Origin of the sequence: Streptomyces acidicola (genome assembly GCF_009377235.1) — a bacterium.
GTDB lineage: Bacteria > Actinomycetota > Actinomycetes > Streptomycetales > Streptomycetaceae > Streptomyces > Streptomyces acidicola.
In genome coordinates this window covers 1-22,481 of the sequence record NZ_VMNX01000032.1, presented here as the reverse complement: position 1 = coordinate 22,481, position 22,481 = coordinate 1, and the positions used below count along the sequence as shown (strand labels likewise).

The following is a 22,481-nucleotide window of genomic DNA, read 5'->3' as shown; positions in this document are numbered from 1 at the left end:
CCGCCCGCCTGCCCGGCCCCGGCGCGCGATGTGTACGTCTCGTTGGCTGTGGCGACCGAGGACAGAGTTGTGACAAAGGCGGGCACAACGAATGCGGGCGGTGGCAGGTCGTATGAAGCGTAGGGGCGGGAGGACCGGTCGACGGTGTGGCTCGTGGGGACGGCCGCGCCCGCCATCGCAGAAGCGCCGATCACCACATGGGGGAATCATGAACGTCCGTGCTCGCGGTACCCGACGGGTCGTGGCCGCTGTGGCCGCCATGGCGGCCGGAGTCGCCGTCGCCGTGGCAGCCGTCCCGGCCGCCGCCGCATCAGTCTCTGGCACATCGGCCTCCGGCACGCCCCGGTTCCTGGCACCCGACGAGCTGCCGCCTCACCCGACCTCGCCCTGGTACGCCGGTCCCGTCACGGCCGGGCAGCCCGATCCGCTGCCGGCCTGCGGGGGCGACCCGCTGCCGTCGATCGCGGGCCACCGTGACTACTGGACCGAGTACGACACCAACGCCCTGCAGGTGACGGTGGTGGAGCGCAGCGAACAGCGGGCCAAGGACTTCGCGGCCCTGCTGCGCAAGGACCTCGCCGGCTGCGCGGAGAAGCTGATGCGGGAGTACCCCGACGTCACCGCGACGGAGAAGTACTACGGCAAGCTGAACGTCGAGGAGGGCGCGTACGTCTACGGCGTCCACACCACGACCACGTGGGGGGCCTCCGACATCGGCCTGTACTCCGTCGGCCGGGACGGCGCGACCGTGACCCTCGTCCGGTGGGCGCAGATGGGCAACTTCCAGCACGCCCAGGTCGACGACTTCAAGAACACCACCGTCACGGCCGTCAACAAGCTCTACTGACCGGTGCCGGCGCCGCGGCCGGGCCACCGTGCCGCGGTGCCGACGCCTGCCGGTCCCATGCCGTCGGCGCTGCCATGACGGCCACGCCGGCCGACTACCCCAGATCGACCTGGAACACCTTGTCCGCGCCGTCCGGCTCGCCCCCGTTGTTGTCGGCGTTGGTGGTGGACAGCCACAGAGCGTTCCTGCCGGGGATCTTCTCCACGGTCCGGAGTCGGCCGTACTGGCTGGTGTAGTAGGCGACAGGGGTACCCGCGCCGGCGCCGCTGACCGGAACGCGCCACAGCCGTTCGCCGCGTAGTGCCGCCAGATAGAGGGCGCCGTCGGCGTAGACGACCGCGCTCGGGGAGGCCTCGCTGACGGGCCACTGCTGTTTGGGGCTGGTCATTCCGGACGTCGAGCAGCTGCCCTCACAGACCGGCCAGCCGTAGTTCTTACCGGGCTCGATCAGATTGAGCTCGTCGTACCTGCTGTTGCCGAACTCGGCCTCCCACAGCCTGCCTTGTTCGTCCCAGGTGATGCCCTGGGGGTTCCGGTGTCCGAGCGAGTAGACGAGCGTGCCGAACGGGTTGCCGGGCGCGGGCCTGCCGTCCTTCGTCATCCTCAGGATCTTGCCGTTGAGGGAGTTCTGGTCCTGCGCGAGGGCGGTGTTCTGCGCATCGCCCGTGGTGGCGTAGAGATAGCCGTCCGGGCCGAACTTGATGCGTCCGCCGTTGTGGAACCTGTTCTTGGCGATGCCGGTCACGAGGACCGTGTAGCCGCTGAGCGAGGACCCGTCGTACGTCATCCGGACGATGCGGTTGTCGGTGGCCGCCGAGTGCATGAGGTAGATGTAGTGGTCGCTGTTCCAGTTCGGTGAGACCGCGATGCCGAGGAGGCCGCCCTCGCCGCCGGTCGTCACGACGTTGGGCACCGTACCGACCTGGGTCCTGGTGCCCGACTGGGTGAGCTCGAAGATCTTGAAGGAGTCCCGTTCGGTGAGGAGCGCCGACCCGTCGGGCAGCCAGCTCAGGCCCCAGGGAACGGTCCATCCGGACGAGACGGTGCGGATGGCCGAGGGGACGGAGTCGATGCCGCTGTCGGCGCCTCTCTCGCTGCGGACCGCGGCGCTTCCGGTACCGGCCGCCGCGCCGAGGAGACCGGCGGCGAGTGCGACCGCCGTCGCCGCCGCGGTCAGGGCAGGGGGCAGCAGTCGTGCGGTGATGTGGGGGTGGCGTGCCATGGAACGGCCCTCCTGGCCAGGCAATTTGGCAGGGACATGACGGTGCGTCAGTCCACCGAGAAGGTAGGAGGTGTGCCGCGGGGAGGTCAAGTGCAGTTAAAGCCAAAGGTCCGTACCGGGCCGACGACCTCGGGCCCTACCTCTCTCACCAGGATGCATACCGGCACATCCACCGGCAGATACCCGTGAGGTGCGGCCTACCACCAGAAGAGATCGGAGCACTTCCCTGCCTGCCCCATTGACCCGGAGGGCTCGACTCGCGATTCTGCAACAGAGTGCGCCTCGTCGGCCGGCGTGGCACCCCGACCACCGGGCACTGCGGCGTCCCCCAGTGGAACTGCGCGTGCCGCGGCTGCTCCGGGGCACGCGCCCACCCGCATTGGCGCCACCGCCAGGCCTCACTCGCCGTTCAGGCGTCCCAGGACCGCGCGCGATCCCCGCCTCCGGTAAACGCCCGCAGTACCCGGCGGACTCACCCGGCACCGGCTCGGACCCCTGGGTGGTGGCCCTGTGTCTGAGGGACCGCGCCATCGGGGCGACCGCGGTCCACGCCCCGGCGCTGGCAGCCTGGCCGGACGCCCTGCAGTCCGCTGTCGCGGACGCCGACTGCGTGATCGTCGACGGTACGTTCTGGGACGACGACGAGCCTCGGCTCACGGGATCTCCACACGCACCGCGACAGGCATCGGGCATCTGCCGATCGACGGGCCGGACGGCACCACGGAACGCCTGGAACCGTTGAACGCCGACTGTCTCTACACCCATGTCAACGACCCGGGGCTAAAGTTCCCGGGCTTGCACAACGGGCGCCACTGGCTGTGGTGCTGTGTTTGCGTCCTGTCCCACGCTTCGGTTCGGGAGGTGGGTCTGGGGCGGTTGACTGCGCCCCGCGTCGCCACAACTCCTGTGCTCTGGCACGGATGTTGCGGGAGCTGTTCCGGTCTGCGTGATCAACGAATCCGCAGTTCCGGCACGCGAACCAGGCCTGGGAGACCCGGTTCACTCTGTCGATGTGCCCGCATTCGGCGCAGGTGCGGGAGGTGTACGCCGGATCGACGTGCACCACCGGCACTCCCGCCTTGCGGGCCTTGTAGGCGATGAACTGCTCCAGCTGGGCGAAGGCCCAGCTGGAGTGGGTGGCCCGTTGGGGCTTTGCAAGCCGTACCCGTTCGCGGATGCCCGTCAGGTCCTCCAGGGCGATCCCGCGACCGGTGCGTTCTGCCTCGGCCACCACATGCTTCGCGATCTTGTGGTTGATGTCTCTGGCCCGTCGCGCTTCCTTACGCCTGCGTCTCTTCAGTCGGCGCTTGGCGGACGGGGTGTTCTTCTTCTGCAGCTTGGTACGGAGCGTACGTTCCCGGGTGCGGACGCGGTTCAGTTCTCGTCCGGCCATGATCTGGCCGTCGCTGGTGGTGGCGATGTTGACGATGCCCAGGTCGACGCCGAGGAAGTCCACTGGAGCGGTGTTCAGCGGCGCTTCGGGAACGTCGCAGGTGGCGTTCAGGAACCACATGCCGTCCCGCCGCAGCAGGTCGGACTCGCCCTTGCGGTACAGGGCCAGGGTGGCCATCTGCTCCGGTGAGGCGGTGAACGCCACGTCCTTGACCCGCCCGGCGGTCGTCCAGATCGAGATCCGGCGCCGGTCGATCTGCCAGGACAGCATCCGGTCGTCGTAGGGCTGTGCGCCCTCCGGGCGGAAGGCGACCGGCTTCTCCACCGCCCTGCGGTAGCGTTTCGAGCCCGGCCTGCCCAGGTTCCCGGCCTTCAGGTTGGCCTTCAGCGTGGCGTACGCGTCGCAAGTCTTCTTGATGACGTGCTGGGCGGCCTGCGCCCCCAGCCCCCAGCGGGCCTTGATCTGCCGGTAGGTGTGCTCGCGCATCGCGAAGTTGCTCTTCACGCCCTTCTCGAACGCCACGCCGCTGGCCCAGGTCGCCGCTTCGTTGCAGGCGCGCAGGGTCGCCTCCAGCGCCGCCGCCTGCACGGGCGTCGGCAACAGCCTGACCTGCACCACCAGCTTCACGATCACGAAACCTACACGCGCATACGACTGCCCACCGTACGTTCACCATGCATCACCCGACCGAGTGAACCCGCCACCGCGTGGACGCAGCACCGGGTCCGCCCGACACGGCACTCGGCCGCTTCGCGGCCGAGCACGCGCGAGCGATACCGCGGCGCTCCGCGCCGCGACCACGAGGACGCCCCTCACAGGACTGAAGCCCTGCGATGCCTCGCGAGAATCTGCTGAACAACACCAATCTCCTCTTCGATCCCGGCGCGCCACAGCACAAGCGGCTGGCCGACCGGGCCGCCGCCGTTGGCGTGGCCTGGGGTGCCGAACGGATCGAGCTGGCCAACGTCCAGTTCTACGGGTGGGCCCTGCGCAACCGCACCACCCTGCTGCCCACCCGCGACCAGCTCTCCCGCGCCGGGGAGGTGGTCGAGCGCAGGCGGACGGAGCTGGCGGGCACCACCGAACTGGTGTGGGTGGTACCGGACTACTTCGACGGTGTGCCCAAGCCCTGCATGGGAGGCTGGGGAGCGGTGTCCCTGACCGTCGCCCCGGACGGCGGCGTGCTGCCGTGCCCGGCGGCGGGGGCCCTGCCGGACCTGGACGTACCGAACGTGCGCGACCGGACCCTGGGGTGGATCTGGCGCAGTTCCCCGGCCTTCAATCGCTTTCGCGGCACCGAGTGGATGAGTGGACCGTGCAGTGGCTGTCCGCGTCGCGAGACGGACTTCGGCGGTTGCCGCTGTCAGGCCCACGCACTCACCGGGGACCCCGCCCGCACCGACCCCGCGTGCGCGTTGTCCCCCGACCACGCCCTCGTACGCGCCCTGGCGGAGGCACCACCTGCCGATCCCCCGCCGGCCGGTGCCCCGCGCTACGTCTACCGCGGCCCCGTCCGGCGCGCAGCGAACGAACCGGCAACGCAGCGGCCCGCCCCGTGACAGCCCGACCGAGCCGCCGGGCATGCACCACGCACCGTCAGCCCTTGCTGTCGTCCTCCTCCACGGGCGGCATGAAGGCGCGCAGCCACCGCTCGGTCTGGGCGACATGGGCCTGCGCGGCGCCGGCGGCGGCGACGGGGTCGTGGTCGGCGATGGCGGTGGCGAGCACCCGGTGGTCCTCATCGCTCTTGCGGCGCAGCTCCGGGCCTTCGGGGAGGGTGAAGACCTGGTACTTGCGGGAGCGGGCGCGGAAGACCGACAGCAGGGAGGCCAGGGTGGGGTTGCCGCCGATCCTGGCGATCTCCAGGTGGAACCGGTGGTCGAGTTCGGAGGCCTTGGTGGGGTCGTCGGTGGCCTCCATGGCCTCGATGAGCGCGAAGAGCGTCCCCACGGCCTCCGGAGTGCAGCGTGCCGCGGCCTGGGCGGCGACATGGGCCTCCAGTACGCGCCGGATCTCGTAGACCTCCAACAGGCCGGTCAGCGGCAGGAGTTCCAGGGTCAGCGACAGGCTGCCGATCACGTCCTCCGGCCTGAGCTGGGAGACGTACGTGCCGGAGCCGTGCCGCGGCTCGATCACACCCAGGGCGGCGAGCATGCGCACGGCCTCGCGCAGCGACCCTCGCGAGACGCCCAGTTCCTCGCAGAGCTCCCCTTCCGGCGGAATGCGCTCACCCGCGCCGAGGCGACCCGTGGCGATCATGTGCCGTAGACCGTGAAACGCCTTGTCGACTGCGGACATCGATCTCCTCCCCTGACGGTCCGGCGGCACAGCGAGGACCCTCGCGGTGCACTGTATCGAGTCCGAGTCATCAGATGTCTGCCACGTATCGGCCGTGAGTCATCTGATGACTTTGCTTGCCGACCTCTTGTATGGCTGAAATCGGCATGCCAACATTCCCAGTCATCATACGTGTCCTGGTGCCGAATCCGATGTCCCGATGTCCCGATGACTCGATGACTCGATACCGGCCAGGGCGCCCAGATCCCGCAGAAGTGGAGTCTTGTGAGCGAGACCGAGGTCACCACCGCGCCCGGCCCTCTCCTGCTGGCCGACGGCCGACCCGCAGCCGGAGCATGGTCGTTGGACCCCGCCCTGCGGCACCTGAACCACGGTTCGTTCGGAGCGGTTCCACTGGTGGCGCAGGAGCGGCAGAACGAGCTGCGCTCGGAGATGGAGCGCTCCCCCGTGGTGTGGTTCCCCGCCCTGCCGGAACGGCTCGCCGCCACCCGGGTCGACCTCGCGGCCTTCCTGCGGGTCGCCCCGGACGACCTCGCGCTCGTGCCGAACGCCAGTGCCGGCGCCAGCGTCGTGTACACCTCCCTCAACCGCCGCCGAGGCGGGGAGATCGTCGTCACCGACCACGGCTACGGCGCCGTGACCATGGGCGCCGAGCGGCTGGCCCGGCGCTGGGGCGGCCGTGTCCGCACGGCCCGGGTGCCGCTGGACGCGGACGCGCAGCAGGCGTACGAGGCCGTGGTCGCCGAGGTGAGCGAGGCCACCGACCTGGTCGTCGTCGACCAGATCACGTCTGCGACAGCACGCCGGATGCCGGTGGACCTCATCGGCGCGGAGTTGCGGCGGCGTGGCATCCCGTTCCTCGTGGACGGCGCCCACGCCCCCGGTCTGATCGCCGCCCCGCTCGCCGGCGTGACGGCCGACTTCTGGGTCGGCAACCTCCACAAATGGGGCTGCACACCGCGCGGCACCGCGACGCTGCTCGCCGGCGGCCCCCTGCGGGAGCAGCTCTACCCGCTGATCGACTCATGGGGCGCCCCCGATCCGTACCCCGACCGCTTCGACCAGCAGGGGACGCTGGACGCCACCTCCTATCTGGCGGCGCCGACGGCACTCGACTTCATCGGGCACACCTGGGGCTGGGACACCGCCCGCCGCTATATGGACGACCTGGCCGACTACGGCGAGCAGGTCATCGGCGCCGCCTTCGCCGAGCTGACCGGGGCGAGCGGCCCCGTGGACGTCGGCATGCCGGTGCCCGGCATGCGGCTGGTGCGGCTGCCCGCGGGGCTGGGCACCACCCGCGTCGAGGCCGACGCGCTGCGCGACCGGGTCGCCCAGGAGCTGGACGTCGAGGCGGCCTTCACCAGCTTCGGCAGCGTCGGTTATCTGCGGCTGTCCGCACACGTCTACAACACCCCCGCCGACTACGAGTACTTCGCCGACGCCTGCGTCCCCGTCCTCGGCGAGTGGGCCCGCGCGGCCCGCGAGCAGCACGACGCGCGTTAGCGGCACCCCCCACGCCACCTTTCCCTGTCCACGGACTTCCCCATCCACGGAAGGTCAGCACGATGAGAACAAGGACGGCAGCCCTCGCCCTCGGTACCGCCGCCGTGATGGTCCTGACCGGGTGTTCCACCATGAGTCCGGGCGCGAACGGAACAGTCACGCTCAACATGGTCGAGAGCCTGACCAACCCCGCCCGCACCGACCTGCTCAAGGGCCTCATAGCCGATTTCGAGAAGCAGAACCCGAAGATCAAGGTCAATCTGGTCTCGCCGCCCACCGAGCAGGCCGACCAGAAGATCCAGCAGATGCTCCAGTCCGGCAGCGGCGTGGACACCCTTGAGGTGCGTGACATCACCGTGGGGCCGTGGTCCAACAACGGCTGGCTCTACGACATGAAGAAGGACCTCGACGGCTGGCAGGGCTGGCAGGCCATGACGGACAACGCCGTCAACGCCTCCAAGGACGCGGGGGGCCGCACCTACTTCGTGCCCTACGGCTTCTACGGGCTGAGCCTCTTCTACCGCACCGACCTGACCAAGGACGCCGGTTTCAGCAAGCCGCCGGCCACGTGGGACGAGCTCCTCAAGCAGGCCTCCGCCATCCACGACCCGGCAAAGCGCCGGTACGGCTACGCCTTCCGCGGCGGGGCCAACGCCAACAGCAACGCCACTGCGATCATCGAGGCGTACGTCGCCGACAGGATCGACCCCGCGAACGGCTTCAGGCTCACCGACGGCAAGACCATCTTCTCCGCGCCCGAGGCCCAGGACGCCATGGAGACGTACCTCAAGCTCTTCAAGGAGGCGTCCCCCAAGTCGTCGGTCTCCTGGGGCTACCCGGAGATGGTCGAGGGCTTCTCCAACGGTTCCACGGCCTTCCTGCTGCAGGACCCCGAAGTGATCGCCACGGTCTCGGAGTCCAAGTCGGTCTCGAAGGACCAGTGGGACACCGCCCCGCTGATCGCCGGGCCCAGCGGCAAAACCGTCCAGCCGCTGGCCACCGCCGGGTGGGGCGTGGCGAAGGGCAGCAAGCACAAGGCCGAGGCCGTCAAGCTGGTCGAGTTCCTCTCCGAGGGCGAGGCGTCGACGGCCTTCACCAAGAAGAACAGCCTGGTGCCGATCCTCAAGTCGGCCACCGAGGACCCGTTCTACCGGACGGGCCCCTGGTCGAGCTACGTCACCATGACGGAGAACCCGCAGAAGTACCAGGTCGTCACCCAGCCGCGCGGCGTCGACTGGTGGACCGAGTGGCAGCAGAAGTCCGATGCCGACGTGCAGAAGCTGATCCTCGGCAAGACGACTCCGAAGGAGCTGCTGGCCACCTGGGACGCGTACTGGACCGAGAAGTGGCAGCAGGAGAAGTAGGCATGGCCGGCGCGTCCGCAACGACGAATACGACAAAGAAGACGCGCGCGACGGCCCCGGGGGCGGGAGGCACCATCCGCGCTTCAGGTGCCGCGCCCGCCCCCGGCGCTCGACGGGGCGGCCGCAAACGGGAGTTCACCACCCGCCGCGGCCTGCTCATCGCCGCCTTCATGGCACCGGCCGCGGTCTTCGTCGCCGTCTTCACGTACTACCCGGTGATCGCGGGAAGCCAGATGGCCTTCCGCAACTGGAAGCTGACGGATCTCACCGACACCTCCTGGGTGGGCCTGAGGAACTTCCGCGATGTCTTCGCCGACCCCTCCTGGGGCACCGTGCTGGCCAACACCGCGCTCTGGGTGTTCGGTTCGATCATTCCCCAGCTGGTGATCGGCTTCGCGCTCGCCCTGTGGCTTCGCCGCCGCTTCCGCCTCCGCGGTCTCTACCAGGCGCTGATCTTCTTCCCCTGGGCGATCTCCGGGTTCCTCATCGGGATCCTGTTCCGCTGGCTGTTCAACAGTGAGTTCGGCGTCGTCAACGACCTGCTGCAGAAGGCCGGACTGATCGACGAGCCGGTCGCCTGGCTCGCCGATCCGGACACAGCGATGGCCGCCGTGCTGGTCGCCAACGTCTGGTACGGCGTCACCTTCTTCGCGATCATGATCCTGGCCGCGTTGCAGTCGATCCCGGACGAGTTGTACGAGGCGGCGGCCCTGGACGGCGCGGGCAAGGTCCGCACGCTCTTCCGGATCACCATCCCGTACATCCGCACCACGCTGGCGCTCACCGTGCTGCTGCGGGTCATCTGGATCTTCAACTTCCCCGACCTGATCTTCGGGATGACCGGCGGCGGCCCCAACAACGAGACGCACATCGTCACCACCTGGATGATCAAGATCACGCAGCAGGGCGACTACGGCAGGGCCTCCGCGCTCGGCCTCCTCGTGGTGGCGGGGCTGCTGCTGTTCGCGACGTTCTTCCTGCTGGCCACGCGAGAGAAGCGAGAGGTGAGGTCGTGATCGGCAAGGAGAGCACGACCGGACGGGTCGTCAAGTTCACCTTCCTCGGGCTGTGGCTGGTCTTCACCGTCTTCCCCCTCTACTGGATCACGGTCACGTCCCTCAAGGCGCCGGGTGACATCTTCGCGTTCCCGATCGCCTACTGGCCCGAGCACTTCTCGCTGGAGAACTACAGCGGGCTGTTCGGCACGGCCGACTTCGGGACCTACCTCACCAACAGCCTCGTCGTCGCGACCGTCGCGGGCGTGGTGGCGACGGCGATCTCGATGCTGTCGGCGTACGTGCTGGCACGGTTCGAGTTCCGCACCAAGTCCGCCCTGCTGATGGCCGCGCTGGTCACCCAGATGATCCCCACCTTCATCGCGCTGGGGCCGCTGTATCTGCTGATGACCGACCTCAGGCTGGTCGACAACCGCCTCGGGCTCGTCCTCGTGTACATCGCCGTGTGCATCCCGTTCTGCACGGTGATGCTCCGCGGTTTCTTCGAGAACATCCCGGACGCGCTGGAGGAGGCCGCCATGATCGACGGCCTGTCCCGGTTCGGGGCGCTGTTCCGGGTGCTGCTGCCGGTGATGCGCCCCGGGATCGTGGCCGCGTTCATCTTCAACTTCGTCAACTGCTGGAACGAGCTGTTCCTTTCGGTGACGCTGATGAACAGCGACACCAACAAGACCGTTCCCACGGCCCTGAACGGGTTCATCTCCAGCTTCAACATCGACTGGGGCTCGATGTCGGCGGCAGCCGTGCTCACCATCCTGCCCACGATGGTCCTGTTCGCCTTCGCCAGCCGCCACATCGTCCAGGGCCTCACCTCCGGCGCGGTCAAGGGCTGAGCGCGCCGGAGGGAGAGAGGGGTACGAACGGCGCGCCGCTCTAGATGATCTATTCCAAGGGGTTAGTGGTCGTAGGTTGTCAGTGAGCGTAGGACGGGCTGTCCGGTGTGGTCGTTGTGCCAGATCGCGGCGGTGGGCGCGAGGATGCGCTGCATGACGCGGGCGATGACACCGCCGGGTGTGCGCCCTCGGTGCTGTTCGAGATCGAGTTGCCCCTTGAAGGTCTCGTTGACCGACTCGATGACCTGCCGCAACGGCCTGAACAGGGGTGCTCCGGGCCGTTCCGGCTCGCCTTTGCGGGCCGGCCGCAGCAGCCGGATGTCCTGCTCGGCCAGTTCGTGTTCGAAGCCCCGGCCGAAGTAGTTCTTATCTCCGATCAGCGTCTGGCCGGGCCGGGCGGTGACAAGTTCCGGTTCGGCGGCGAGGAGGTCCAGCAGGGTCTCGCGCTCGTCGGCCTTGGCCCCGGTCAGGGAGAAGGCGACGGGCAGGCCCTGAAGGGTGCACACCAGGTGCAGTCGCAGGCCCCAGAAGAAGCGGCTGTGGCTGGCGCAGTAGCCGTACTCGGCCCATCCGGCCAGGTCGGAACGTTTGACGGTCTCGCGGGAGCGGCCGCATTCCACCGGCGTGGAGTCCACGATCCACACGTCGTCGCTCCACACGGAGGTGTCGGCGGCCAGCAGTCGGGTGACGCGCCGCAGCAGACCGGCGGCCTTTCGCAGCCGCTTGTTGTGGCCGGGCTGCTTGGGCAGGTACGGGAACAGATGTCGCAGGTGGGAGCGGGCGTGCCGGAGCCATCTGGCCTCGGAGGTGAAGCCGAGCATGGCCTGCATCATCGCCAGGGTCACCAGCTCGGCGTCGCTGAGCTGCGGCGCAATGCCCACGGCCGGCCGCCATGGCCCGAACTGCGGCCAACCCTTCAGTAGATCATCGGTCTTCACGTAGAGCGCGGTCGCGAGGGAGTCCAACTCTGTCTTCACGCACCGACATTGGACCCTCGCGTCGACTGAGCAGGGGTCGTGGCAATCCCGGCGTAGATACCTTCGACTACGGTGTCAGCACGATCCTGCCGAAGACCTCGCCCGCGTCCATTTTCTGGTGCGCCAATACGGCTGCGTCCAGTGGCAGCACCTCGTGCACCACCGTTTCGATCTCGCCCCGGCTCGCTGCGGCGAACTGCTCGCTCCGCACGGCACGCCGTTCGGCTGTGGTGACGGTGGCTGCGCTGAAAGCGGCGAAGGACATCGACTTCTGGAACGCCGCCATGATCTTCGTGCCGAAGTCTGTCGGTGGCTGGCCTGCGACAGCGCCCACGGCCACCATGCGGCCGTTCGGGTTGAGCCGGTCGAAGAACGACGGCATGTCCTTGCCGGCCACCACGTCGATGATGACGTCATAGCCTGCGGGAGATGGTTCCCCTCCGTCGCCGGAGCGGTCCAGCACGTGGGTCGCGCCGAGGCGTCGCAGTTGCTCGCCGCGCTCGGCCGAGGAGGTGGTGACTGCCACTGCGGCGGCACCGCCGCGCGCGGCGAGTTGCACTGTCATGATCCCGATGCTGCCGGCCGCACCACGCACCAGGACCGTCTCCCCGGGAGCGAAGTGGGCGTGGCGGAGCCCGAAGTGGGCCACCACGCCGGAGCTGCCGAGTGTCACCGCATCGACTGCGGACAGTTTTACGGGCAGGGGAACGATCTCCTCGACCGGCGCGAGGGCCTGTTCGACGTAGCCTCCGCCGGTGCCGGTGAAGGCCCACACCCGCCCGCCGATCCACGACGCGTCGACGCCGTCGCCGACCGCGGTCACGGTGCCCGCCACCTCGCTGCCCGGGATGTGGCCCTCCTTGAAGCCGTAGGCGGCCAGAGCCCCGCTTCTGATCACGGTGTCGACACCACCGACGCCCACCGCCTCGGTGGCTATCAGTACCTGCCCGGCAGCAGGTGCGGGTACCGGCAGGCCGACAACAGCCAGACCATCAGGACTTCCGAACGTCTGGATCGAGATTGCCTTCAATGTTGTCTCCAGGTTCTCGGACAGCTCAAGCACGAGAGCTTCTACGTCTCGGACGATAACGGACGCCTCCGTCCGTTTAGGTAAAGTGAGAGTGGTGACCGACCGTTTGCCTCATACGTTGCGCTCCGACGCGCTGGACAACCGCGAACGCATCCTCGACGCGGCCCGAGCGCTGTTCTCCACCGATGGCCTGGACGTGCCGATGCGGGAGGTCGCGCGGCGTGCCGGGGTGGGACCTGCCACCTTGTACCGTCACTTCCCGACCAAGCAGATGCTGATCGCCGAGGCCTTCGCGGACCAGCTGCACGCATGCCGCGCCATTGTCGACGAGGGGTGCGCAGATCCTGATCCGTGGCGTGGCCTGTGCCTGGTGATCGAGAGGATCTGTGAGCTGCACGCACGCGATCGGGGCTTCACCGAAGCCTTCCTGTCGACCTACCCGGAGGTGAAGGATGTCGCCGCAGGCCGTGAGTACACGGTGAAAGCAGTCGCCGAACTGGCTCAGCGAGCCAAGGAAGCGGGGCACCTGCGGTCCGACTTCGTCCTGGACGACCTGATTCTCATACTCATGGCTAACAAGGGGATCCACGCCACATCGACCGCCAGCCAGGTCAAGGCTTCCCGACGCTTCGCAGGATTGGCGATCCAGGCGTTCGAAGCCTGCCCTCAGCACGCACCACTACCACCAGCGGCACGGCTGGCATCCGCAGCACCGGACAGCACCTGACCGTGGGCGAGCGGTATTTACGCTCGACGCACGAACCACTGAACCCCTTGGAATAGATCATCTAGTCGCAGGTGACGTCCCGCGCCGGCCGCTCCCCCGTCGCCAGGAAGCGGGAGACAGTGCGGTCGCCGCAGGCGTTGCCGTTGTCGAGGTAGGCGCCGTGGCCGGTGGAGTTCACGGTCACCATGACGGCGCGGCGGCCGAGGGCCTCGCGCATCTTGAGTGCGCCGCCGAGGGGGGTGGCCACATCACGCCGGTTCTGGACGAGGAGGACGGTGGAGGGGCCGCGGTCGGTGATCCGTACGGCGGGCTCCTTCGGCGCCCACGGCCAGGCGGCGCAGAGCATGGCGTTCCTCGGCAGCCCCGCCGTCAGCGGGTACTTGGCGCGGCTCTCGGCGACCCCCTTCTCGTACACGGCCGCCGACCTGGGCCAGGCGATGTCGTTGCAGATGGCAGCTCCGGAGGCGAAGCCGTTCTGCAGGACGGAGTCGGGCGGCGTCTGGGGCGCGGGCGGCACGGTGCCCTTCCCGGCGGCCAGGATCAGCCGGGCCAGGGTGGGGTAGTCGTCGGGGTCGTAGAGGCTGTCCAGCATGGTCTGGCGCAGCACGTTGCCGTTGAGCTCCTCCGGGTTGGCGCCGGGCCAGGGGATGGGCTCGCGGTCGAGGCGTGCGGCGAGGCGGAGGAAGAGCGGGCGCACCTCGGCGGCGGTCAGGGCCACGCGGTCGGGATTGCCCGGCTGCGACGCCCACTTGGCGAACTCGGGGAAGTTGTCCTCGACCCCCTCCTCGAACCTGGCGAGCCAGCCGTGCGCCACCAGGGTGGGGTCCGGGTCGTCGTTGCTGTCCAGCACGATGCGGTCGGTGCGGTGCGGGAACAGCTCGTTGTAGACGGCGCCGACGTACGTCCCGTAAGAGACTCCCCACGCGGAGATCTTCCGCTCGCCGAGCGCGGCACGGATGCGGTCGAGGTCGCGGGCCTCGTTGGCGGTGCTGAGGTGCTGGATCAGCTCGCCGCCGTTGCGTGCGCAGGCGTCCGACATGCGCCGTGCGGTGGCCATGTTCTCGGTGACGGAGCCGTCGGGGGCGGGCCAGGGCCGCGTCTTCGACGGGGCGAGGTCACCGTGTTCGAAACCGCAGCTGACCGGCGTGGACCGGCCGTACCCGCGGGGGTCGAACCCGATCAGGTCGTAGGCGTCCCGTACCTCCTGCGGCAGCTTCTGCCCCTCGTCCGAGGGCTGGTCGAGGCTGCCGCCGCCGGGACCGCCCGGGATCAGGAACAGCGCACCGCGGCGCTTCTCCGGGTTCTCGGCCGGTATACGGGAGAAGGCCACGGTTATCTTCCTGCCCTGCGGATCGGCGTAGTCCATCGGCACCTCGACGGTCGCGCACCGCTGCCGCGGATCGAGCCCCGTCCCCTCGCACTTCGTCCAGTCGAGGGGCGACGGGCCGGGTGCGGCGGCCGGCGAGGCCGTCGCGGTGGTGAGGGGTATGGCGAGGGTCAGGACGGCGGCGGAGGCGGCCAACAGGGCGGTGTGTCGCTGGATCTTCGTCATGGGAACGAGCTTCGCCCGCCCCACGCGTCACTGACATCCGGCCAACAGGCCTCTGCTCACGGGGGTTTACCCCACAGGGTTCCCCTACTCGGCGGGCCTCTCCCAGACGGAGACGTGCCGGCGGCTCTCGCTGGTGAACGGCTCGCGCTGCCACCCCTCCCACCGGTCGCGCAGCTTGAGCCCAGCGAGTCGCGCCATCAGGTCCAGTTCCGCGGGCCAGGCGTACCGGAACGGGGCGGACGAGTACGAGGCATGCCCGTCGGCGATCCTGACGTGATGGGAGCTCATGGCCTGGGTGGCGGTGTCGTACGTGTCGAACCCCAGCCGGGTGGAACTCACGGTGAACGGCACGGCGTTCTGCCCCGGCGGCAGCCTGCGTAGATCCGGCACCATCACCTCGATGACGAAGCAGCCGCCGGGCCGGAGGTGGGCGGCCGCGTTGCGGAAGCAGTCCACCTGGGCGTCCTGGGTCGTGAGGTTCATGATGGTGTTGAAGACGAGGTACGCGACCGCGAACGTGCCCGGCACGCGCGTGGTCGCGAAGTCGCCGATGGCGACGTCGATCGCGTCGCCGCCCGGCTTGGCGCGCAGCCGGGACACCATCGCCCGGGACATGTCGATGCCGTGCACCGGAACCCCGCGGCGGCTCAGCGGCAGCGCGATCCGGCCGGTGCCGATGCCCAGTTCGAGCGCCTGCCCGTCGCCGGCGAGCCCGGCGAGCAGGTCCACCGCCGGTTCCACCGCCTCGGGCCGGAACATGTCCGCCGACGACTCGTCGTACGTCGCCGCGATCTCTTCTCCGAAGTAGCCGTCCTCATCGAGTTCAGTATCGAGTTCGGTCATGCCGGGGACCGTAGCGGCTGCGAAGCAGTCCGCGCACGCGGTTTTCCGGCGGCCGGCACGGCCATCAGGTCAAGCGTCCCGGACCCTTGACTCAGTACCTGCCGGTAGCGATTCTCATCCCACCGCTTGTGCGAGTCATGACAACCGAGGGACGTGACCGATGACCATGGTTCGCCGCCCGCACCCCACGAGCCCCCACCGCGGACGCAGGCACCTCGCGCTGCTGTCCCTGCTCCTCGTCGTGCTGTCCATGACACTGGGACCGACGCCGAGTTCGGCGGCGGCCGGCACCGACTGGTGGACGCCGAGCGCACGGCCCTCGCCCGACTCCGGGATCAACGTCACCGGTGAGCCCTTCAAGGGCACGAACTCCGCGGGCGAGGTGCGCGGGTTCGTCGACGCGCACAACCACATCATGGCGAACGAGGCGTTCGGTGGCAGGCTCATCTGCGGCAAGCCGTACTCCGAGGCGGGCATCGCGGACGCGCTCAAGGACTGTCCCGAGCACTACCCCGACGGCTCGCTCGCGATCTTCGACTACATCACCAAGGGCGGTGACGGCAGGCACGATCCGGTCGGCTGGCCGACGTTCAAGGACTGGCCCGCGTACGACTCGATGACCCACCAGCAGAACTACTACGCGTGGATCGAGCGCGCGTGGCGCGGCGGTCAGCGCGTGCTGGTCAACGACCTCGTCACGAACGGCGTGATCTGCTCGGTCTACTTCTTCAAGGACCGCGGCTGCGACGAGATGACGTCCATTCGCCTCCAGGCCAGGCTGACGTACGACATGCAGGACTACATCGACAAACAGTACGGCGGCACGGGCAAGGGCTGGTTCCGGATCGTCACCGACAGTGCGCAGGCCCGCGAGGTCATCGAGCAGGGCAAGCTGGCCGTCGTCCTCGGCGTCGAGACCTCGGAGCCCTTCGGCTGCAAGCAGATCCTCGACATCCCGCAGTGCGACAAGGACGACATCGACGCCGGGCTGGACGAGCTGTACGACCTGGGCGTGCGCAGCATGTTCCTGTGCCACAAGTTCGACAACGCCCTGTGCGGGGTCCGCTTCGACGAGGGCGGACTCGGGACGGCGATCAACGTCGGCCAGTTCCTGTCCACCGGCACGTTCTGGAAGACGGAGAAGTGCACCGGTCCGCAGAAGGACAACCCCATCGGCGACGCCTCGTCCGGGGCCGAGGAGGACCTGCCGGCGGGCACCGAGGTCCCGGAGTACGACGAGGACGCCCGGTGCAACGTCCGGGGGCTCACCGATCTCGGTGAGTACGCCGTGCGCGGCATGATGCAACGCAAGATGATGCTCGAAATCGACCACATGAGCGTCAAGGCCACCGGCCGGGTGCTCGACATCTTCGAGGCCGAGCAGTACCCCGGCGTGCTGTCGTCGCACAGCTGGATGGACCTGAACTGGACCGAGCGGGTCTACTCCCTCGGCGGCTTCGTCTCCCAGTACATGCACGGCTCCCAGGAGTTCAGCACGGAGGCGAAGCGCACGGACGCACTGCGCGACAAGTACGGCGTGGGGTACGGCTACGGCACCGACATGAACGGCGTCGGCGGCTGGCCCGCGCCCCGCGGCACCGGCACCTCGAACCCCGTGACGTACCCCTTCACCAGCGTCGACGGCGGCGCCGTCATCGACCGGCAGACCACCGGCCGACGCACCTGGGACCTCAACACCGACGGTGCCGCGCACTACGGTCTCGTGCCGGACTGGATCGAGGACATCCGGCTCGTCGGCGGGCAGGACGTCGTCGACGACCTCTTCCGGGGCGCCGAGTCCTACCTCGGCACGTGGGTCGCGTCCGAGAGCCACCAGGCCGGGGTCAACCTCGCCAAGGGCCGCTCGGCGACGGCCAGTTCATCGGAGTCCAACCCGTTCACCAGTTACGCGCCCGGCCGGGCCGTGGACGGCGACACCGGCACCCGCTGGGCCAGCGACTGGAACGACGACCAGTGGCTGCGGATCGACCTCGGGTCCACGCAGACGGTCCAGCGCGTCACGCTCGACTGGGAGCGGGCGTACGGGAAGTCGTACCGCGTCGAACTCTCCACCGACGGCACGTCCTGGAGGACGGCGTGGTCCACGGCCTCCGGTGACGGCGGCCTCGACACGGCCCGGTTCGGCGCGACCCCGGCCCGGTACGTGCGCGTCCACGGGCTGGACCGCGGCACCGACTGGGGCTACTCACTCAACGAGGTGGGCGTGTACAGCCGCTGACCAACGGTGCCCCGCCCTGGCCTGCCCGCCGGGCGGGGCACCGTTACGCTTCCGGGCGGGCGGAGCCGGTACGAGCACGAAGGACAGGTTCATGGCACGGATGCCGTCGGCCGAGCGGCGCCGGCAGCTGACCGAGGCGGCGATCAGGGCGATGACCCGGGACGGGGTGGCCCGGACGACGACCCGGTCCATCTGCGCCGAGGCGGGCGTCAGCCTGAGCGTCTTCCACTACTGCTTCGACTCCAAGCAGGCCCTGGTCGAGTCCGTCATCAGGGCCATCACCGACGACTACGTCACGGTGGTGAGGGAGGCGATCCGGCCCCGGGCCACGCTCCAGGAGACCGTCCGGGCCGGGTTCCAGGCGTACTGGGACCATGTGTCCGACCGTCCCGGCGAGCACATGCTGACGTACGAGCTGACGCAGTACGCCCTGCGCGAGCCGGGGTTCGGGCATCTCGCGCGCCGGCAGTACGAGCTGTACCGCGACACCTACGCCGAGCTCATCGAGCAACTGCGCCGGGACATGGGGTTCGAACTCGGCGTCCCCGTTCCCGTGCTGGCCCGCTATCTGGCCGCGATGACGGACGGGCTGACCCTGAACTTCCTCGTGCTCGGCGACGACACGTCGGCGGCGGACGTACTGGACATGATCGCCGAACACGTCGCCGGGCTCGTGGTCACCCCATAGGTGCAGGGTGGCCGACCCCGCGGGTCGTGGTGGCGATGAGCTGGTCGATCAGGGCGATCAGCACGTCCCGGCACGATCCGCGGTCGCGTGCGTCGCAGAGCAGCACCTGGGCCCCCTGCGGCAGCGCGAGGGACTCCCTGATCTCCTCCGGATCGTACGGATGCTCGCCGTAGAAGCCGTTGACGCCGATGACGAACGGGATCTTGCGGCGCTCGAAGAAGTCGATGGCGGCGAAGCTGGTCTCCGGCCGGCGCACGTCGACGAGGACCACCGCGCCGAGGGCACCGACGGCGAGGTCGTTCCACATGAACCAGAACCGCTGCTGCCCGGGCGTACCGAACAGGTACAGCACGAGGTCCTGGCTGACGGTGATACGGCCGAAGTCCAGGGCCACCGTGGTGGACTTCTTCTCCTCGATGCCGTTGAGGTCGTCGATGCCGAGGCTCGCGGTGGTCAGCGGCTCCTCGGTGCGCAGCGGGACGATCTCGCTGACCGATCCGACCATGGTCGTCTTGCCGACGCCGAAGCCCCCGGCGATCAGGATCTTGACCGTGTCGGGTGCCGAGACCTTCTGGACGGTGGCGTCAGAGCCGGTCAAGGCCTTGCCTCACTTTCTGCAGCAGTTCCAGGTCCAAGGTGCGCGAGACGACCCGCGGCGGCTGGACGACGATCCGTTCCGCCTCCAGCAGGTCACAGAGCAGGATGCTGACCACACTCACCGGCAGGTCGAGTCGTGTGGCGAGCTCCGCCACCACGACCGGTTCCCCGCACAGCCGCAGGATCCGGGTGTGTTCGGGCTGCAGCCGGGCGCCGCCGCCGGGCGGCGGGGGCGCGGCGGTCACCATCGTGATGAGGGTGAAGTCGCCACGGTCCGGCTCGGTCCGCCCGCCGGTCAGGGTGAACGGCCGGACCAAACGACCGGCCGTATCGCCTCCGCTCACCTCACTCGCCGCTGTCCGCCGCGACGACGACACCGGCCCGCGGGGCGGCACTGAGGTGCTCGCCGATCTTCTTCACCAGCATGTTCATCTGGTACGCCACCACACCGACGTCCGCGCCCTGACTGGTCAGCACCGCGAGGCTGGCCCCGGGGCCGGCGTTGGTGAGGAGCAGGTAGGAGTTGCCCATCTCGATCAGCAACTGGCGCACCGGGCCGCCCCGGAAGTCCATGCTGACGCCCTTGCTGAGGCTCATCAGGCCGGACGCGGTGGCCGCGAGCCGCTCGGCGTCGTCCCGTACGAACGCGGTGGACTTGCTGACGACGAGTCCGTCCTCGGAGAGCACGACGGCGTGGTTCACCTCGGCGACCCGGTCCACCAGTCCGGTGAGCAGCTGGTCGAGCTGGCTGTGCGTGGCGGGGATGGGGCGTGTCATTTCTGTGTCCTTCATCAGCGGTCGGCGGGCGGAGCGGCGGTGACGGGCGTGCCTGAGGCAGAGACCTTCTCGTCGGCGTCCTCGGGCTGGGTCTCTTCCGTCTGGTCGGCACTCTCCGCACCGTCGTCACGGGCCTGGAGGGTGCCGCGTTGGAAGCCGGCCAGTGAGGAGGCCGCGCGCTCCGCGGTGAAGTCGTCGAAGTCGAAGGGATCGCCGTCCTGGACGGGTGAGGTGTCCTCCCGCAGCTCGGCGGCCAGGCTGGTCTGCGGTACCCGGCGGGGCAGCGGAGTGAGACCTGGGCGCCGGCCCGCGGCCCGCCCGGCCGTGGGCGTGCGGGGCGCGGGCCGTGCGGTGGCCGCGGCCGGGGTGGCGCCGTTCGTCCGCGCGGGGGCCTGCGCGGGCAGCGGTTCGCGGGCGCGTTCGTGGCTCCGTACGCCGTCGTCGGGGCCCTCGGCGGAGGGCCGTTCGTCGGCGACCGCCTCGTGCGCGAGCGCCTTCACCGGGCCGGTGGGCCGGTCGTTCTCGCCCGCGGCGTCGGTGGCGGCCGTGTCGGCGGTGTCATCGAGGCCCTTGACAGGCGCGTCGGCGGACTCACTCACCACGATGTCGTGCGGGATCAGCACGATCGCCGTGGTGCCGCCGTACGGCGAGGAGCGCAGCGTGACAGCGATGCCGTGCCGAGTGGCGAGCCGGGCGATCACGAACATGCCGAGGCGGAGGTCGTCGGCCAGTGCGACCACATCGAACTGCGGCTCCATCGCCAACTGAGCGTTGAACGCCGCGTAGTCCTCCTCCGACATGCCGAGGCCGCGGTCCTCGACCTCCACGGCCAGGCCTCTGGCCACCATCCCGGCCCGCACACTCACCGGGCTGGGGGCGGGCGAGTACGCAGTCGCGTTGTCGATGAGCTCGGCCAGCAGGTGGATGACGTCCGCAACGGCGGGCGGCGCGACCGACACCTCCTCCTCGGTGTGCACCTCCACCCGCTGGTACTGGGCGACCTCGCCGACGGCGCTGCGCAGGATGTCGATCAGCGCGACCGGCCGGGTCCAGGTGCGGCCGGGCCGCTCACCGCTGATGATGACGAGGTTCTCCTCATAGCGACGCAACTGGCTGGCGGTGGAGTCGAGTTCGTACAGGCCCTGGAGGATGTTCGGGTCCTGGTGCTCGCGTTCCAGCTTGTCGAGCTTGCTGAGCTGGAGGTTGACCAGGTTCTGGCTCTGCCGGGCGATGCCCAGGATGACCTTCTGGAAGCCGCGCCGGGTGTCGGCGAGTTCCACCGCGGTGTGCACGGCGGTGCGCTGCGCGGCGTTGAACGCCTGGGCGACCTGGCCGAGTTCGTCGCGGCCGTAGTCGAGCGGCGGGGTGGCGGACTCCACGTCGACCTTCTCGCCGCGGTCGAGGGCCGCGACCACGTCGGGCAGCCGCTCCTCGGCCAGGCTGAGGGTGGCCATGCGCAGTCCGCGCAGCCTGCGGGACAGGGAGCGGGTGATGCGCCAGGACATCACGGCGCACACCAGCAGGGCGATGAATCCGGCGGCGCTCAGGACGGCGGCCTTGAAGAGGAGCGCGTCCGCCTCGTTGCCACTGCGGTCGAGCAGGGCGCGGGTCTGCTGCTGGATGAGCTTCGTGTACTCGCCCGCGAGGGCGTCGTACCCGCCGGTCCACCGCTTCTCCACGCCGGCGGGCAGAACCGTCCTGCGGTTGTCGGTGCTGCCCGCCGGCCGGGCCTTGAGGAGCCGGTCCTCCATGGACTCCAGAGCCTGCCAGCCCTGGCCCTGGAGGATCTGCTCGGTCTGGGTCTTCAGGCCCCCGTCCAGGGAGGGAACGATCTGGTCCTCGACGAGCCAGCGCCGGGCGCTGACCAGTTCCGAGAACCGGAGACGTGTCTCGTCGTCCAGGTGCCCGGACGGCCAGGCGAGGGTGAGCAGCGCGTCCTCCTGGGCGACCATCTCCCCCGCCCGTTCCAGCGATACGAGCGGGTCGGCCTGGGAGGTCAGATCACCGTCGTCGACCTGGGAGAGCTCGTGGAAGGCGGTGATCTGGGTCTCGATGATCGAGGTGAACTGGTCCAGCGTCTGCTGCGGGGTGATGTCGACGGGCTTGTCGACCTGGTCCCGGTAGTACTCCAGGCTGGCCACCGCGCCGAGGACGGAGTTCAGCCGGTCGCTGATGCGGGAGGGGGCGCTGTCGATCGCGTCCGACTGGCGGACCAGTTTCCCGATCGCCGCGTCCGTCTCCCTCCGCTGCTCGTCGAGGGCGGTCCGGTCGCCGTGGGGGTTCGCCAGCCACGCGGCCGACAGCCGGCGCTCCCGCTGCAGGGCGAGCGTCGCGTCGGTGCCCATGGCGCCGGTCGTCTTGCTCAGCTCCGTCTGCTCGCGCAGCCGCAGCCCCTCGGAGAACATCTGAATTGTCGTCACGCTCCACATGGCGGCGAGGGTGACGCTGGGGATGAGCGCGAGGAGGATCAGCGAGAGACGTATGGAGCCGAGACGGCGCCGGGCACCTGTCCGTGAAGGCATCGTCGTCCTTGGGCGATTGACGTGATCGGGGGGGGTGATTGGGGAGAAAC

19 protein-coding genes and 1 pseudogene are annotated in these 22,481 nt (G+C 69.3%); 9 read left to right on the top strand and 11 right to left on the bottom strand.

The genetic code is table 11. From position 1 onward, the window contains the following. Positions 1–208: 208 nt before the first annotated feature. Positions 209–847 carry a hypothetical protein gene (locus FPZ41_RS11965; RefSeq protein ID WP_152861862.1) on the top strand — a complete coding sequence of 213 codons (639 nt, stop codon included), beginning with the start codon at positions 209–211 and terminating at the stop codon, positions 845–847. A gap of 94 nt (positions 848–941) precedes the next feature. Here FPZ41_RS11965 and FPZ41_RS11960 read toward each other — a convergent pair whose 3' ends face one another. Next, positions 942–2,069 carry a PQQ-dependent sugar dehydrogenase gene (locus FPZ41_RS11960; RefSeq protein ID WP_152861860.1) on the bottom strand — a complete coding sequence of 376 codons (1,128 nt, stop codon included), beginning with the start codon at positions 2,067–2,069 and terminating at the stop codon, positions 942–944. A gap of 766 nt (positions 2,070–2,835) precedes the next feature. Beyond that, positions 2,836–4,089, bottom strand: a complete 1,254-nt coding sequence (locus tag FPZ41_RS11950; RefSeq protein WP_322620120.1) for an RNA-guided endonuclease InsQ/TnpB family protein — start codon at positions 4,087–4,089, stop codon at positions 2,836–2,838. A gap of 281 nt (positions 4,090–4,370) precedes the next feature. Here FPZ41_RS11950 and FPZ41_RS11945 point away from each other — a divergent pair. Beyond that, a pseudogene (locus FPZ41_RS11945) lies at positions 4,371–5,021 on the top strand (SPASM domain-containing protein); the annotation flags it as partial. Between the two features lie 37 nt (positions 5,022–5,058). On the opposite strand, the gene FPZ41_RS11940 reads toward FPZ41_RS11945, so the two are convergent. Continuing rightward, the gene (locus tag FPZ41_RS11940; protein WP_152861858.1) at positions 5,059–5,760 is read right to left on the bottom strand and encodes a FadR/GntR family transcriptional regulator; all 702 of its coding nucleotides are present in this window, start codon (positions 5,758–5,760) and stop codon (positions 5,059–5,061) included. Positions 5,761–6,024: 264 nt separating this feature from the next. Between FPZ41_RS11940 and FPZ41_RS11935 the strand changes: the two genes are divergently transcribed. The 4 genes from FPZ41_RS11935 to FPZ41_RS11920 all read left to right on the top strand — a co-directional run bounded on the left by FPZ41_RS11935 (position 6,025) and on the right by FPZ41_RS11920 (position 10,479). Further along, positions 6,025–7,266, top strand: a complete 1,242-nt coding sequence (locus tag FPZ41_RS11935; protein WP_322620119.1) for an aminotransferase class V-fold PLP-dependent enzyme — start codon at positions 6,025–6,027, stop codon at positions 7,264–7,266. Positions 7,267–7,328: 62 nt separating this feature from the next. After that, positions 7,329–8,630 (top strand): ABC transporter substrate-binding protein, encoded by a 1,302-nt coding sequence (locus FPZ41_RS11930; protein ID WP_152861856.1) that lies wholly within the window; start codon positions 7,329–7,331, stop codon positions 8,628–8,630. Between the two features lie 2 nt (positions 8,631–8,632). After that, complete coding sequence (locus FPZ41_RS11925) at positions 8,633–9,646, top strand: carbohydrate ABC transporter permease (RefSeq protein WP_152861854.1); 1,014 nt, start codon at positions 8,633–8,635, stop codon at positions 9,644–9,646. Beyond that, positions 9,643–10,479, top strand: a complete 837-nt coding sequence (locus tag FPZ41_RS11920) for a carbohydrate ABC transporter permease (protein WP_322620118.1) — start codon at positions 9,643–9,645, stop codon at positions 10,477–10,479. The genes FPZ41_RS11925 and FPZ41_RS11920 overlap by 4 nt, the downstream gene beginning before the upstream one ends. Positions 10,480–10,541: 62 nt before the next feature. Here FPZ41_RS11920 and FPZ41_RS11915 read toward each other — a convergent pair whose 3' ends face one another. Continuing rightward, the gene (locus FPZ41_RS11915; RefSeq protein ID WP_322620117.1) at positions 10,542–11,456 is read right to left on the bottom strand and encodes an IS982 family transposase; all 915 of its coding nucleotides are present in this window, start codon (positions 11,454–11,456) and stop codon (positions 10,542–10,544) included. Positions 11,457–11,523: 67 nt separating this feature from the next. Beyond that, entirely contained in the window at positions 11,524–12,486 is a 963-nt protein-coding gene (locus FPZ41_RS11910) for a zinc-binding dehydrogenase (protein ID WP_152861894.1), read from the bottom strand. 94 nt (positions 12,487–12,580) lie between these two features. On the opposite strand from FPZ41_RS11910, the gene FPZ41_RS11905 reads away from it, so the two are divergent. Then, positions 12,581–13,213, top strand: a complete 633-nt coding sequence (locus FPZ41_RS11905) for a TetR/AcrR family transcriptional regulator (protein ID WP_322620116.1) — start codon at positions 12,581–12,583, stop codon at positions 13,211–13,213. 61 nt (positions 13,214–13,274) lie between these two features. Here the strand turns inward: FPZ41_RS11905 and FPZ41_RS11900 are convergent, their stop codons facing one another. Then, positions 13,275–14,765: an alpha/beta hydrolase gene (locus FPZ41_RS11900; RefSeq protein WP_152861851.1), complete on the bottom strand. Its 1,491-nt coding sequence runs from the start codon at positions 14,763–14,765 to the stop codon at positions 13,275–13,277. 84 nt (positions 14,766–14,849) lie between these two features. Beyond that, positions 14,850–15,608 (bottom strand): class I SAM-dependent DNA methyltransferase, encoded by a 759-nt coding sequence (locus FPZ41_RS11895; RefSeq protein ID WP_152861849.1) that lies wholly within the window; start codon positions 15,606–15,608, stop codon positions 14,850–14,852. Positions 15,609–15,774: 166 nt separating this feature from the next. On the opposite strand from FPZ41_RS11895, the gene FPZ41_RS11890 reads away from it, so the two are divergent. Continuing rightward, the gene (locus FPZ41_RS11890; RefSeq protein ID WP_407698775.1) at positions 15,775–17,847 is read left to right on the top strand and encodes a galactose-binding domain-containing protein; all 2,073 of its coding nucleotides are present in this window, start codon (positions 15,775–15,777) and stop codon (positions 17,845–17,847) included. A 91-nt stretch (positions 17,848–17,938) separates the two neighbouring features. Continuing rightward, entirely contained in the window at positions 17,939–18,535 is a 597-nt protein-coding gene (locus tag FPZ41_RS11885; protein ID WP_131560875.1) for a TetR/AcrR family transcriptional regulator, read from the top strand. Here the strand turns inward: FPZ41_RS11885 and FPZ41_RS11880 are convergent. From FPZ41_RS11880 to FPZ41_RS11865, 4 genes are read right to left on the bottom strand one after another with little or no spacing between them, the layout of a single operon-like run. Then, entirely contained in the window at positions 18,525–19,133 is a 609-nt protein-coding gene (locus tag FPZ41_RS11880; RefSeq protein WP_152861845.1) for a GTP-binding protein, read from the bottom strand. The genes FPZ41_RS11885 and FPZ41_RS11880 overlap by 11 nt on opposite strands. Then, the gene (locus FPZ41_RS11875) at positions 19,120–19,476 is read right to left on the bottom strand and encodes a DUF742 domain-containing protein (RefSeq protein ID WP_131560871.1); all 357 of its coding nucleotides are present in this window, start codon (positions 19,474–19,476) and stop codon (positions 19,120–19,122) included. Before FPZ41_RS11875 ends, FPZ41_RS11880 begins: the two co-directional genes overlap by 14 nt. A gap of 1 nt (position 19,477) precedes the next feature. After that, complete coding sequence (locus FPZ41_RS11870) at positions 19,478–19,909, bottom strand: roadblock/LC7 domain-containing protein (protein ID WP_131560869.1); 432 nt, start codon at positions 19,907–19,909, stop codon at positions 19,478–19,480. Positions 19,910–19,923: 14 nt separating this feature from the next. Continuing rightward, positions 19,924–22,431, bottom strand: coding sequence for a sensor histidine kinase (locus FPZ41_RS11865; RefSeq protein ID WP_152861841.1), 2,508 nt, complete (start codon positions 22,429–22,431; stop codon positions 19,924–19,926). Between the last annotated feature and the right edge of the window lie 50 nt (positions 22,432–22,481).